Origin of the sequence: Methylocystis sp., assembly GCF_046349115.1 — a bacterium.
Classification (GTDB): Bacteria; Pseudomonadota; Alphaproteobacteria; order Rhizobiales; family Beijerinckiaceae; genus Methylocystis.
Map to the genome: position 1 here is coordinate 416,409 of NZ_JAXMCX010000001.1, position 13,427 is coordinate 429,835.

10 protein-coding genes and 1 other RNA gene are annotated in these 13,427 nt (G+C 64.3%); 7 read left to right on the forward strand and 4 right to left on the reverse strand.

Features of this window, described 5'->3' with window-relative positions; translation table 11 throughout:
* Positions 1 to 4 precede the first annotated feature (4 nt).
* Positions 5 to 1,573, reverse strand: a complete 1,569-nt coding sequence (locus tag U1E20_RS01920) for an FAD-dependent oxidoreductase (RefSeq protein ID WP_409978894.1) — start codon at positions 1,571 to 1,573, stop codon at positions 5 to 7.
* 170 nt (positions 1,574 to 1,743) lie between these two features.
* Here U1E20_RS01920 and U1E20_RS01925 point away from each other — a divergent pair, with 170 nt between their 5' ends.
* Both U1E20_RS01925 and U1E20_RS01930 read left to right on the forward strand, forming a co-directional pair.
* Positions 1,744 to 2,568: an ABC transporter permease gene (locus U1E20_RS01925; protein WP_409978895.1), complete on the forward strand. Its 825-nt coding sequence runs from the start codon at positions 1,744 to 1,746 to the stop codon at positions 2,566 to 2,568.
* Positions 2,558 to 3,319: an ABC transporter ATP-binding protein gene (locus tag U1E20_RS01930; protein ID WP_409978896.1), complete on the forward strand. Its 762-nt coding sequence runs from the start codon at positions 2,558 to 2,560 to the stop codon at positions 3,317 to 3,319. Before U1E20_RS01925 ends, U1E20_RS01930 begins: the two co-directional genes overlap by 11 nt.
* Here U1E20_RS01930 and U1E20_RS01935 read toward each other — a convergent pair.
* The gene (locus U1E20_RS01935) at positions 3,298 to 4,467 is read right to left on the reverse strand and encodes an LptF/LptG family permease (protein ID WP_409978897.1); all 1,170 of its coding nucleotides are present in this window, start codon (positions 4,465 to 4,467) and stop codon (positions 3,298 to 3,300) included. The two genes, U1E20_RS01930 and U1E20_RS01935, sit on opposite strands and share 22 nt — an antisense overlap.
* Positions 4,468 to 4,523: 56 nt before the next feature.
* Positions 4,524 to 5,468, reverse strand: coding sequence for a hypothetical protein (locus tag U1E20_RS01940; RefSeq protein ID WP_409978898.1), 945 nt, complete (start codon positions 5,466 to 5,468; stop codon positions 4,524 to 4,526).
* Positions 5,469 to 5,572: 104 nt separating this feature from the next.
* Here U1E20_RS01940 and U1E20_RS01945 point away from each other — a divergent pair, with 104 nt between their 5' ends.
* From U1E20_RS01945 to hrcA, 4 genes are all read left to right on the forward strand, one after another.
* A complete protein-coding gene (locus U1E20_RS01945; RefSeq protein ID WP_409978899.1) occupies positions 5,573 to 6,838 on the forward strand; it encodes a glycosyltransferase in 1,266 nt (421 codons plus the stop codon).
* 99 nt (positions 6,839 to 6,937) lie between these two features.
* A complete protein-coding gene (locus U1E20_RS01950; RefSeq protein WP_409978900.1) occupies positions 6,938 to 8,212 on the forward strand; it encodes a glycosyltransferase family 4 protein in 1,275 nt (424 codons plus the stop codon).
* Positions 8,213 to 8,371: 159 nt separating this feature from the next.
* Positions 8,372 to 9,148, forward strand: coding sequence for an outer membrane protein (locus U1E20_RS01955; RefSeq protein ID WP_409978901.1), 777 nt, complete (start codon positions 8,372 to 8,374; stop codon positions 9,146 to 9,148).
* Between the two features lie 83 nt (positions 9,149 to 9,231).
* The gene (gene hrcA / locus U1E20_RS01960) at positions 9,232 to 10,317 is read left to right on the forward strand and encodes a heat-inducible transcriptional repressor HrcA (protein ID WP_409978902.1); all 1,086 of its coding nucleotides are present in this window, start codon (positions 9,232 to 9,234) and stop codon (positions 10,315 to 10,317) included.
* Between the two features lie 17 nt (positions 10,318 to 10,334).
* On the opposite strand, the gene U1E20_RS01965 is transcribed toward hrcA, so the two are convergent.
* Positions 10,335 to 12,578 carry a primosomal protein N' gene (locus U1E20_RS01965; protein WP_409978903.1) on the reverse strand — a complete coding sequence of 748 codons (2,244 nt, stop codon included), beginning with the start codon at positions 12,576 to 12,578 and terminating at the stop codon, positions 10,335 to 10,337.
* A 181-nt stretch (positions 12,579 to 12,759) separates the two neighbouring features.
* Here U1E20_RS01965 and rnpB point away from each other — a divergent pair.
* An RNA gene (gene rnpB / locus U1E20_RS01970) (RNase P RNA component class A) lies at positions 12,760 to 13,138 on the forward strand.
* Positions 13,139 to 13,427: the final 289 nt, after the last annotated feature.

Genomic DNA, 13,427 nt, shown 5'->3' on the forward strand with positions numbered 1-13,427 from the left:
GGGCTCAGCCTCTTTTGATGGTCGCGACGGCGTTCAACGCCTCGACGATCGCGCTCTCGACCGCCGGCATCCCCTGACCGTCCGAATGCGCGAGCAGCACATTGCCGAAGCGCTTGGGCAAGGCCCGCATCATCGCAACGATCCCCGGCGCAGCGATGAGATGATGGTGCCCCCAGCGCGTCAGCCGCGCTTCGACAAGTCGGGCGCCGTCGAATGCCTCCGGCAGGAAGCGTCGCAGCTCTTCGACGATCGGCGCGGCGAGGGCGGCGCGATCTCCGGCGAGCAGGCGCGCGCGGCCGGCGCGCGGGTCGCGAAACGGGGCGTAGACGGTGAGCACGTTGTGATCGCTGGGCCTCTCGGCGGCGGGAAGGACGGCGGTCGCGCTGACTACGTCGCTGAAGCTCTGTGCGCCCAGCGCCCAGCTGTCGTAACGCAGGTCCGGCGGCGGCCCCTCGAAACAGCAATTGGCGACAAGATAGCTCCCCTGTCTCAGAGACGTCATTGTGGCCGTCACGGCCGGATCGGCCCCGCGCAGGATGCGGCCCGCGAAGAAGTAGGGCGCGGCGACCACCGCCCTTCGCGCTTCAAGGCAGCGGGGCGTTCCCGGATCATGCGCGTCGAACCAGCCGACGCGGGCGTAGCCGTCTTCCGCCGGCTCGATCGCATAGACCGCGGCGCCGGTGACGATGCGGCCTTCGCCGGCGCGCGAAATCCGCGCCGCCATGGCGCGGGCGATCGCGGCGTTGCCGCCCGGGAAGGCATAGATCCGGGCGTTGATATCAGAGAGAAAGTTGACGCCGGCATAGGCCGAAATATCGGCCGCGGGGGCGCCGAGCGCTGACAGGCAATAGGCGTCGAGGAGGCCGAAGAGTTCGCCGCCGATATGTTCGCCGCGCAGGAAATCGAGGAGGGACAGCCTGTCCAGCGCCAACGCCGGCGCCGACGCCTCGGAAATCGGAATGGCGGGAAAATCGGGGCTCTCGCGGAGGCGGCGCAGAAGCGCCTTGAGGCCCGCATAGGCGTCTCGCCATTTCCCGTCCCGAGGGTCGCCTTCGCCGGCCGATCCGGTCAAAAGCTGGTCCACTGGCGGGCTGACGGGTTGCGGCGCGAGACCGAGCCGCTCATAGAAGCCATCAAAAGGCTCATTAATATCAACGATATATGCCGAACCAAGGGCGTAGTCGACATTGCGCCAGCGCTTCGATTTGGCGACGCCGCCGGGCTCAGACTCGCGCTCCAGGACGACGAGGTCGCGATCCTCAAGCAGCGAGGCGACGGCAAGGCCAGCAAGTCCGCCGCCGATTATCGCGACGTCGACGCGCCGCTCGGCGGCGGGAAGCGGACCGCGTCCAAGCCCGTCGCGGATGGCGTGCATGGGCGCGAAACTGTCGCCAGTCCATTCGCCGAGCTGGTAGGGCTCCGGCGCCGCGCCGCCGCCCGGCAGGATGGTCAGAGCCCCGATTGCGCCAAGTCCGGCGACAAGTCCGGCGCCAAGTCCGGCGGCCAGTTCGGCAATCGCCTGCCGACGAGTCGCCATCGCCGCCCGCGAAGACCCTGCGCTCCGAAAATCCATTCAGTCTCCTTGAGGGTTGAGCGCCGCCATTGACATGAGGCGGGCTGAACTGGTCTATGCGGGCGACGCTGCGCCGGGCTCGACGGCGCTCGACCGGCGCAACATCGTGTTCAACGGAGGCGCCGCGCCTTTCGAGATCATGGACCAAGCCTGAAAGGACGCGCCGACAGTTGCTCGCCTCGATTCCTTCCGCCTATGTCGCGCCCTTCGAACGGGCCTGGCGCAATCGGGAGCTTATCCGCGCCGTTGCGCGGCGGGAATTCATTTCCAGGTTTCGCGGCTCGGCGCTCGGACCGCTCTGGGCGGTGATCTCGCCGCTCGTCATGCTGCTCACCTATACGGCGCTGTTTTCGCTCACGGTTCCCCAGCTTTCCGCCGGCATGAGCGTCACCGACTATGCAGGCTCGATCTTCATCGGGCTGATCGCCTTCAACCTGTTCAGCGAACTGGCCTATCGTGCGCCGATGCTTCTGCACGAGCATGTCAACTTCGTGAAGAAGTCGATTTTCCCCAGCGAAACCATCGCCTGGACGGCCACCATCCGCGCCTTCACCTATGGCGGGGTGGCGTTCGCCGTCTACATCGTCTTTCGATTGGTGACGGCTGGATCGCTTCCCTTGACGATTTTGCTGACGCCGTTTCTCATCGCGCCCTTCTTTCTTTTCATTTTGGGCGTGGTGTGGTTTCTGATGGCGCTCGGGGCGTTCACGCGCGATGTCGCCCATATCATGGCTTCGATCGTGCCGGTGTTGATGTTCGCGACCCCGATCTTCTATCGCCTGGACCAGATCGCCGCCATGTCCGGATCGATGGCGCTGTGGCTGCGACTGAACATTGTCGGCGATTATATCGAGATGCTGCGGGGGATCGCGCTCGACGGAACCTTGCCGAACGTCTTCGGCTATATCGCGCTCGTCGCTATCTCCTACGCCGTGTTCATCGGCGGCTATCAATTCTTCATGCGCTACAAGTCGGTCATCGTCGATGTCATCTGAGCCCACAATCCGCTGCGCGGGAGTCGGCAAGGCGTTTCAGCTCTATGCGCATCAGAATGATCAGCTCAAGCAGATCCTGTTTGGCCTGTGGAAGAAGTTCTACCGGGAGAAATGGGTGCTCCACGACGTGAATTTCACGGTGGAGAAGGGTGAGCGCGTCGGGATCGTCGGGCGCAACGGCGCCGGCAAGACGACCCTCCTGCAGATTCTATGCGGCATCACCCAGCCGACGAAGGGCGATTTCAAAGTCGCTGGCCGAATCGCGCCAATCCTGGCGCTTGGCTCAGGCTTCGACGGTCTGCTGACGGGGCGCGAAAACGCCCGCATCGGCGCGGCGATTCTGGGCCTGTCGCGCAAGGAGGTCGACGCCTGCATCGACGACATCGCCGCCTTCGCCGACATTGGGCCTTTCTTTGAACAGCCGATGCGCACCTATTCGATGGGCATGATCGCGCGCGTCGCTTTCGGCATCTGCGCCTTCGCCAAGGCCGACGTGCTCATCGTCGACGAAGCGCTGTCGGTCGGCGACGAAATCTTTCAGCGCAAATGCGAAAAATACATCGCTGAATTCGCCAGGACCGGCACCATTTTGATGGTCTCGCACGATCTCAACTTTCTGGCCTCGCTCTGCGACCGCGTGCTCTGGCTCGAGGGCGGCGTCGTGCGCGAGATTGGCAATCCCGAAAAGGTGATCGCGGATTATCGTCGCGCGATGCTCGCCGAAGAGGATCAGGCGAGCGGCGCCGCATAAGCGTCGCGCGCGGCGGAATACGCGCGTCCCTCGAACAGCCGCTTCGGCTTCGGGCTCCAATTGAGCCGCGCGATCAGCCAGATGGACGCGCCGACTTCGGCGATGGCGGCCGCGGCGAGCAGCAGGACGAACAGCCCGTTGAGGCGCAGCAAGGATTCGAGCGCCACCAGAAAGCCGATGTGAACCGCCGGCACCGCGATCGTGGCGAAGCCGCCCGCGCCCCCGCGCCGGCCGGTGATGTTGCCGAAGGTCAGGACCAGCGCCATTGCGAGCAGCGTATGGGCGATGGCGAGCGTCGGCACGCCGAAGCGCTTGGCCGCTTCGGCCATCCACTCTCCGAGTTGGCGCGGATCGCGCTTCGCCGTGGCGAAATTGGCGATAAAATCGCCAGCGGACAATTCATAGACCCCTTGCCAGCCTCGGTCGGGCAGCGATGCGCTACCCTGCATCGGCAAGGCCATGGCGTATTCGTCGAAATTGGCGATGCGCACCTCGTTCGTTGTCAGCGAATGCGTCTGGATGCTGCCGTTGGAGAGCGCGACGATGACGCCTGATTCGTTGCGCCGAAATTCGGCGCGCGCCGCCGTCACCGTCTCTTCCTGCATCTTTTCGACCGAAAGCTGGCGAACGAAAAGATTGACCGCAAGGTCGGGCGTCTCCCAGCGCTCGATATAGAGCGTCTTCACGCCATTATCGAAAGTGTAGAAATGCGCGGCGTCGAGCATGCGGTGGTTGAGCGAATTACGCACCACATTGAGCACGTCCTGCATTTCGCTCGAATAATGCGGCGCCGCGAAATTGGCGAGCAGATAGCCCAGGACGACCACGCCCGAGGCCAAGACCAGCGCCGGGCGACAGATGGCCCAGACCGAGAGGCGCAAGGCATAGAGAACGGCGATCATGCCTTCGCTCGCCATGCGCCCGAATTCGAGCGCGGTGGCGACGCCGACCGCCATTGGCAGCGTCACATAGGCCACGGTCGGCGTCACGCCGATGAGGGCGGGGATGACGAGGCCGCCGCGCACCGCGGCGGGCGGCAGCTGGTAAAGCAGATAAGAGAGGACGACGGGAACGGAGAGCGCGAATTGGACGACGAGCACGCCAAATCCGATGCGCTTGAAGAGATAGAGGAACAGCAGGCGCGGCATGGCGGGCCCTTCGCGCTATCGTTTACAGTTCGGCGCGGAAAGCAGAGCGTGCGGCGTCACTGCTTGAACCTCGCCCAGGCGGCCTTCGAATATGCGGTCCATGCGTGATCAAAAACGCCGCTTTTGGGCAAAGCGGTGGCGCCCGCCCAATGCGCGAAATAAATTTCCTTGCCTTCGTAATCGACCGGCTTGCCATTCTTGAATTCGACGCCCGGCGCTTTGTAGAAGCTTTCGTGCGAAGCGCCTGAGATCACATTCGGGAGAAGTTCGATTTTGACGCCGCGCCGATGGGTGACGAAATTGACCAGCGGCTGAGCGAAGAGCTGACCGCGTTTGCGCACGTCGTGAAAGATCGCGGCGTCGTCGCGGATCGTGTCGATGAAGTCCGAGAGCTTCAAATATTGGTTCGAGGTGAGCCAGAAGCCGTCATTGAAGAGCAGCGCATCCTTCAAGAAAGGATAACGGTCGCGCCGGTCGTTGTAGACATATTCGAAGCTCGGCGAGGCGACGATGAATTCGGTCCTGCCGCTCTCGAGCCGGCCGAAGAGCGGCGTGAAGTCGCGAAACAAAATGACGTCGACGTCGACATAGGCGACTTCGTCGAGCGGGAGCGCGAGCGCTTGAAGCTTTCTCAATCGACGGCGGTTGTTGTTGAAGACGCCCGGGTAGAGTTCATGCGAGAGCTTGTCAATTTCGGTCGGTTCCTCGCCGACGTAATGCGCGCCATATATCTCCGCGGCGCGGCGCGTCATCGCGACATTGTCGTCATAGGGAATGAGATAAAGCGGCAATGACGAATTGGTGTCGCGGTAGCTTTCAAGGAAAGGCAGCAGCCAGTCGATGATCTTGTCATTGCCGACGATGGCGACGCCGTAGCGCTTGGTCGGGACGGCGCTTGGCGCCGCCGCGCTCTCGGGCGATAAGACTGGAATTGGCAAGGGAAGCCTCATATAGGGGATGTATTTGAAAACGGCGGGCAAATGCAAGAGGCGGCCCGGCATCGGGCGAAGCGCGGAGTCTGGACGCCCCTAGCGGCGAAGCCATGCTCGCGAATTTAGTGAGGAATTTGAAGCGATCGCCATGTTGCAGCGCCATGTCTGATACGATGAATAAAAGTTTCTGGTCCGCGACGGGCCGGGAAGAGTCCCTGGGCGCAAATGAGCGCCCTTTCGCCGGCAAGACCGTCGCCGTCGTTCACGCGGCGTGGCACAGTTGCGGTAGCTATCAGGTCAACGTCAGTCAGATCGCCGCTTATAAGGCGCTCGGCGCGCGCGTCATTTCGGTGGCGATGATGGACGATCTGGCGCGTCGTCCGCCGGGCGGCGCGCGCTGGCCGACCTATATCGAAGCGTCTAACGACATCGGCGCCGACCGCCGCTATTTTGCGGGCGCGCCCTTCTCGGCCCTGGCGTCGCGGCTTCTCGTCGACGGCTGGTGGCGACTGATCCACGGCGATCAGGCGTCGTGGCTGATCGAACTCGCCAGGCGCACGCCGCTGCCCGAGGGCTTCGAGAACGAAACGATCGATTTCATTCACGCCAATCATTATTTCACCCTGCCTTTCGTCGAGACGCTGATGCGCGGGCGTAAAGTTCCGGTGGTTCTGGAGACGCAGGACATTCAGGCGCGCCAATATATGCTGCGCAACAAGGGCGGCTTCTTCATTCCGCCCTATGCGACCTACGACGACATGCTCAAGATTGAACTCGCTTGGATGCGGCGCGCCGATCTTTGCGCCCATCTCAATGAAGAGGAGCATCGCGATTTCCAAAAGCTGCTGCCCGAGCTTCGGCACGCGCTGATCTATCCGGCCGTGCTGTCGGCCCCATTGGCGCGCGGGCGCGACGTCATCATCGTCGCGAGCGACAATTACGGCAATTACGTCAGCCTGCGCTGGTTTCTGGAAGAGGTCGTGCCGCTGGCGGGCGACGCGCGCGTCGCGATTTACGGCAATATCGACGGCGGCGTGAAGCGACGCGACGCCGGCCTCTATGAAGCCCACCGGGCCTTGTTCAAAGGCCGGGTCGACGACATTGGCGCGGTCTACGCCAACGCCGGTTGCGTGCTGCTCCCCACCGTCGAAGGCCATGGCCTGTCGATCAAGGCGGTCGAGGCGCTCTCCTGCGGCGTGCCGCTTGTCGCGACGCCGCTGGCGTTTCGCGGCATGCAGGTCGACCCGGCGAAATTGAGCAATGTCGCGCTCGCCGAAAACGCCCAGCAATTCGCGGCATTGTGGCGCGACGCCGAGGCGCGCGCCGAAGGCGGCCAGGCTGCGGCGCCGGAGCGAAGCGACACCCGCCGCCTGTATGAAGACGCCTTCAGCCAGGAGGCTTATGCCCGCGCCCTGGCGACGGCCGCCGCCGAACTCTGAACTTCTTCAGCCTTCCGGGTCGTTCACGAGCGCGCCGGAAGATTGTCGGAAGGCTCGAAGTCTGATTAGGCTGCGGCTTGCGCCAGTTGGAGGACCGGCTTGGGCGATTCATCGAGTGACCGCTCGGCTTGCGCCGCGCGTCCGCTGTTCGGCCGGCGCGTCGCGCTCATCCATCCGGCTTGGCACTCCTGCGGCACCTATCGCGTCGTCCTTGGCCAAATCGCCGCCTATCGCGCGCTGGGCGCCGAAGTTTTTCCCATCTCGATCAGTTCCGATCCGGGCTTCGTCCCAGGCCGGAACTGGATATGGAAGTCGTTCAATCGGGCGACCCCGGAGCTTGACGACGGCGCCCGCTTTTACGGAGGCGCGCCGCTTTTCGCGGTGTTCGCGCCGCGCTTTTTACGCCATGTGCTGTGGCCCTATATCCATGGCGATCAGGCGGCGGTGCGTCTCGGCATGGCGGAGCGCACGCTGCTGTCGCCCGGCGTCGACGACGCGCGTTTCGATCTCGTTCATTGCAATCATTTTTTCCTGATGCCGATCGCGCGGCGGCTCTCGCGCGGCGCCGCTCCGGTCCTGCTTGACACGCATGATCTGCAGGCGCGCCAATTCGCGCTGATCAATCAAACCATGCCGTGGCTTTCGCCCCGCGCCACCTATGAATCGATGCTGGCGCGAGAACTCGAAGCGATGCGCGGCGCCGATCTCTTGTTGCATCTCAATGCTGAGGAGGCCGAAAGCTTTCGCGCGCTGCTGCCAGAGAAGGCCCATGCGCTGCTCTATCCCGCCATTCCCGAAGCGCCGACCGGCCCTGGCGGGCCTGACATCGTTCTCGTCGCGAGCAACAACGCCGCCAATGTCGAAAGCGTGATCTGGTTCCTGCGCGAGGTCGCGCCGAAGACGGACGGCGTCGCGGTTAAAATCGTCGGCAATGTCGACGCCGCCATTCGCGCCAAGGCTCCGGAGCAATACGCCGCGTATAAGGACTGGTTCCTCGGCCGGGTCGACGATCCCCGCGCGGTCTATGCGAACGCCCGCGTCGCGCTGCTGCCGACGGTCAGCGGCACCGGGCTGTCGATCAAGTCGGTCGAAGCATTGTCGAGCGGTCTGCCGCTGATCGCGACCACGCAGGCGATGCGGGGGATGGATGAGGAGGCGCTGCGCCTGCCGGGCGTCGTCATCGCCGATTCCGCGTCGGAATTCGCCGACGCGCTGAGCCGGGCGGCCGCAATCGCGCCGTTAAATGAATCCGCGCGTCGCGCCTGTCCGGCGCGCCGCTATTACGATTCACGCTTCTCGCTTTGCGCTTACAAGGCGAGCCTCGGCGTGCTGACGGGGGCGTTGATCAGCGCTGGCGCGGAAAATAGAACTTGAGAAACAGAGCATTGCGCGAAGGTGTGGCCTATCGGCAACGGCGCCGGAAAAACGCCGCTCCAGCGCTGGGCGCTCATTACCTCTTAGGATTGATGATGATACTTTGCCTTTGAAACTGCCGTTCGTCCTGAGAGGACGGGCTTATTGGAGGCGCCTTAGATGTCTTTCAGAACCTTTATTGTTGGCGCCTTCGCGTCAGTGCTTGCGGTCAGCGCCGCTTCGGCGGCTGACCTTCCCATCTACAAGGCGCCGCCGCCTCCGCCGCCGCCGGTTTTCAGCTGGGAAGGTTTTCACATCGGCATCAGCGGCGCCTATGCCGGCGGCACCTCCAGCCATTATTCGCAGGTCTACCTGCTGTCGCCCGGACCCTTCCTCGCAATTCCGGCGTCGAGCTCGATCGGCACGAGCGGATATTTGGTCGGTTACCAGAACGGCTATAATTGGGTTTTCGCCAACGGTCTCGTCGCCGGCTACGAAAGCGAATTCAACTACGCGAATGTTAGCCCCACGAATACGGGGACGTTTTTTGGAGGCGTCGGCGCCGGCAGCCGCCTGCGGTGGTTTGGCATGGAGCGCCTGCGTTTCGGCTATGCCTTTGGCCGGTTTCTGCCTTACATCACCGGCGGCTTGGCCTATGGCAAGGTGGTTCCTAATGACCAGCAATGGGGGGCGCTGTTCCCGGTCAGCCAGTCGGTGTGGCAGGGCGGTTTCGCCATCGGCGCCGGCATCGAATACGCCGTCCTCGACAATTGGACGATCAAGGCCGAGTATATCTTCACCCGCATGAAGGGAGCGACCAGCGCGAACCTGGCCTTCCCGCTCGCTTACCGCACCGCCACCGGCAACTATCTGGACACCAACATCGCCCGTATCGGCGTCAATTATCAGATCAAGAGCTTCGGCGCGCTGATCGGCATGCCCGACCTCGGCCTCTGATCGACCATCCTCCCCGATGTCGACGAAGCCCGGCCTCACGGCCGGGCTTTTTCGTTGGGGCTCGGATACGATAGTCTTCAACCATGATCCGCAACCCGCCGCTTGCCCATCCTTCTGCTTTGAGCCTCGCGCAGCTCAGCGACCGCGCCCGCGAAATTTTCCGCCAGATCGTCGACAGCTATCTCGCCTCCGGCGATCCGGTCGGCTCGCGGAACCTCGCGAGGCTTCTGCCGATGACCCTGTCGCCGGCGTCGGTGCGCAACGTCATGCAGGATCTTGAGGAACTCGGCCTCATCTATGCGCCGCATACCAGCGCGGGACGGCTCCCGACCGAACTTGGCCTGCGCTTTTTCGTCGATTCGATGCTGCAGATCGGCGATGTCGAAGAAAACGAGCGGGCGCGGATCGCCGCCGAGGTTGAAGCGGCGTCGAAGGACCATGATTTCTCCGGCGTTCTGGCGGAAGCGACGACTTTGCTGTCCGGCCTGACGCGCGTCGCCGGCGTCGTCGTCGCCTCCAAGGACAATGTGCGCCTCAAGCAGATCGATTTCGTTCGGCTCGAACCCGAGCGGGCGCTGGTGATTCTCGTCGCCGACGACGGATCAGTCGAAAACCGGGTGATTCCCGTCGCGCGCGATCTTCCGGCCTCGGCGCTGACCGAGGCCGCCAATTATCTGAACGCGCGCGTTTCCGGACGGACAATCGCCGAAGCGAGAGCGAGCATCGAAAGCTCGCGTCAGGCCGCGCAGCGCGAACTCGACGAACTCGCCGCCCGGCTCGTTGAAGCCGGGCTCGCGACCTGGGCCGGCGCGATGGGCGAATCGCGGCAGCTGATCGTGCGCGGCCAGGCGCATCTTCTCGAAGATCTGACCGCCGCCGCCGATCTTGAACGCGTTCGACTTCTCTTCGCCGATCTGGAGACCAAGACCGAGGTCATCGATCTCCTGGAGCGCGCCGAACAGGGCGAGGGCGTGCGCATTTTCATCGGCTCGGAAAACAAGCTCTTCTCGCTTTCCGGCTCGTCGATGATCGCGGCGCCGCTGCGCGACAGCGAGCGCCGGATCATCGGCGCGCTCGGCGTCATCGGCCCGACACGGATCAATTACGCGCGGATCGTTCCGATGGTGGATTATACGGCGCGGATCGTCGCCCGCGTCGTCGGCGGGTAAAGCATCGAAGACTTTCCTCACGAGAAGTTCTGCGGATCGATGTCGATTTGCACGCGCACGCCGCCCCTTTCCTTTGGGCTGGCGGCGAGCATGTCACGCAAGAACGCCTGCATGTCGGCGCCGCGCGGCCCCTTGGCGAGCAGACGAAATCGATATCTACCGCGAATCAGCGCGATCGGCGCCTCCGCCGGGCCGAGAAGGGCGATCTCATTTTCATCAGGCCAGGCGCCGTGCGCGGCGACTTTGTAGCGCGGCGACGGCGGCAGTTCATGCGCGGCTCGGGCCAGCGCGCGCGCATGATCTTCCGCCGTGGCGGCGTCCTTGGCGGAGACGATTAGCGCCGCGAGACGGCCGAAGGGCGGAAGTCCGGCGCGCTCGCGAACGGCGATCTCCTGCTTGTAGAACTTCTCGGCGTCGCCAGACAGCAGCGCCGTCATAACCGGATGCGACGGCTGAAAAGTCTGGATGATCGCGCGTCCCGGCCTGTCGCCGCGCCCGGCCCGACCTGTCACCTGATTGAGGAGCTGGAAGGTGCGCTCGGCGGCGCGCGGGTCGCCGCTGCCGAGGCCCAGATCCGCGTCGATCACGCCGACCAGCGTGAGGTAAGGAAAATTATGGCCCTTGGCGACGAGCTGCGTGCCGATGACGATGTCGAAGGCGCCTTTGGCGATCTCTTCCAATTCGCGCCGCAGCCGCTCGGCGCCGCCAGGAAAATCCGACGAGAGAACGAGGATGCGGGCGTTCGGAAAAAGCGTCGCCGCCTCTTCGGCGAGCCGCTCGACGCCGGGTCCGCAGGCGGCGAGCGAATCCTCGCTGCCGCATTCGGGGCAAACCTCCGGACGGCGCTCGACATGGCCGCAATGATGGCACATTAACGCGCGGCGGAAGCGATGCTCGACCAGCCAGGCGTCGCATTGCGTGCAGCGGAAGCGATGGCCGCAGGTTCGGCAGACGGTCAGCGGCGCATAGCCGCGCCGATTGAGAAAGAGCAGCGCCTGCTCGCCGCGCGCGATGGTTTCGCCGACTGCGAGAGCGAGCCGCGGCGCGATCCATCTGCCGCGTGGCGGCCCTTCCTTGCGCATATCGATCGCTTCGAGCGTCGGCATCAGCCGCGCGCGGGCGCGCGAATCGAGTTTGAGATAGCCGTAGCGCCCGCGCATGGCGTTGACGCGGGTCTCGATCGAAGGCGTCGCCGAGGCGAGGACGATCGTCGCTTCCTCCATCCGCGCGCGCACCACCGCCATGTCGCGGGCGTGATAGCTCACGCCGTCGTCCTGCTTATAGGCGCCTTCGTGCTCCTCATCGACGACGATCAGCCTTAAATTTGAAAAGGGCAGGAACAGCGCCGAGCGCGCGCCGACGACGGCGCGCACTTCGCCGGTCGCACAGCCGCGCCAGATGCGGGCGCGTTTGCGAGCGCTGACACCCGAATGCCACTCAGCCGGCTTTTCGCCGAAACGCGCCGCGAAACGATCGAGAAATTGCGTGGTGAGCGCGATTTCCGGCATCATCACCAGCGCCTGTCCGCCTGCCTGCAAGGTCGCGGCGATCGCCTCGAAATAGACTTCGGTCTTTCCCGAGCCGGTGACGCCTTCGAGGAGAAAGGGCTTGAACGCCTGTGTAGCGAGCGCCGCTCTTAGCGCGTCGGCGGCCTCCTGCTGCGCGGGTTCCAGCGCCGGCATAGCGAACAGAGGATCGAGCGGCGGCGCGATCGGCTCCGCCGGCGCGGCGATCGCCTCCAGCGCGCCCTCGTCGACGAGCGTATCGATGACGCCGGTCGAGCAGGCGGCGGCTTCGGCAAGCGCTTTCTTTGAAAAGGCGACGCCGCCTTGCGCCGCCCTGAGGACGCGCGCGCGGGTCGGCGTCGGACGTTCCGGCGCCTTGCCGGTCATGCGATAAAGCGTGCGCGTCGCCTCCGGCCCGGCGTCTTCCGCGGCCCTTGTCGCGAGGCGCAGCGCCATGCCGCGCGGCGTCAGCGTGTAGCGCGCGAGCCAGTCGATGAAGTCGCGCAGTTTTTGCGACAGCGGCGGTCGGTCGAGACGGGCGCTGACGGTCTTGAGATTGCCGCCAGGCGCGGCGCCGCCGTCAATCGACCAGACGACGCCATAGGCTTCGCGCTTGCCGAGCGGCGCGATGACGCTGTCGCCGGGCGAAAGCCGCATCGCCGGCGGCGCGAGATAGGAATAGGTCGAGTCGACCGCGACCGGCGCCAAAATCTCGACGACTCGCGCTCGTTCGTCCTCATTCGGCGCCGCGTTCATGCCGAGGATTTAATCCATTCCCATCGCAAGCGGAAATGTTCTGGTCGAGTTGCTTGCCTGCGCAGCGCGGCGCGTAGCTCTTTTGTGCTGGTCTTAGAATATTTGATCGCAGACCTCTGTTCGGGCGGCTCCGACGCGCCCGTCTTGCATTCCGCCGCCGGGGCGCCTATCCCTTGTGACGCCAGTCGGCTGGACGGCCGCTGCGTTAAGCAGAGGAAAGTCCGGGCTCCACGGAGACACGGCGCCGGATAAGGTCCGGCGGGGGCGACCCCAGGGATAGCGCCACAGAAAGCAAACCGCCGCGCAAGCGGTAAGGGTGAAAGGGTGCGGTAAGAGCGCACCGCCCGAACGGCGACGTTCGGGGCACGGCAAGCCCCGCCGGGAGCAAGACCGAATAGGGGCGACAGAGGGCCAAAGCGCGAGCTTTGCGTCTTCAACCCGTCTCCGGGACAGTCGCCCGGGTTGGTTGCTTGAGGCGGACGGCAACGTCCGTCCCAGAGGAATGGTCGTCACGTTCCGAAAGGAACGTACAGAACCCGGCTTACAGGCCGGCTGGCGCTCACATCGACGATTTTGTCATCAATCGCGGCAGGAAAGCTTCCATTGCGCTTCGCCGCCACGAGGCCGCCAAATTCTAAGCCACCGTAAACGCTCCCTTAACGATAAAAACGCCTAATGAAGCCGGTTGCCGAATTCGGCGCGTGGCGACCCGCCTGCTCCCGACGCCTCGCGGTTCCATGTCGAACAAAACCGCCCAGCCGCAGTTACGCCGTCTCGACGCGCCAGCGCGCGCGACGCGCTTGGCGTCGCGCCGCCAGCCGCTTCGCGCCGCTCGCCGCCCGAGGAGGA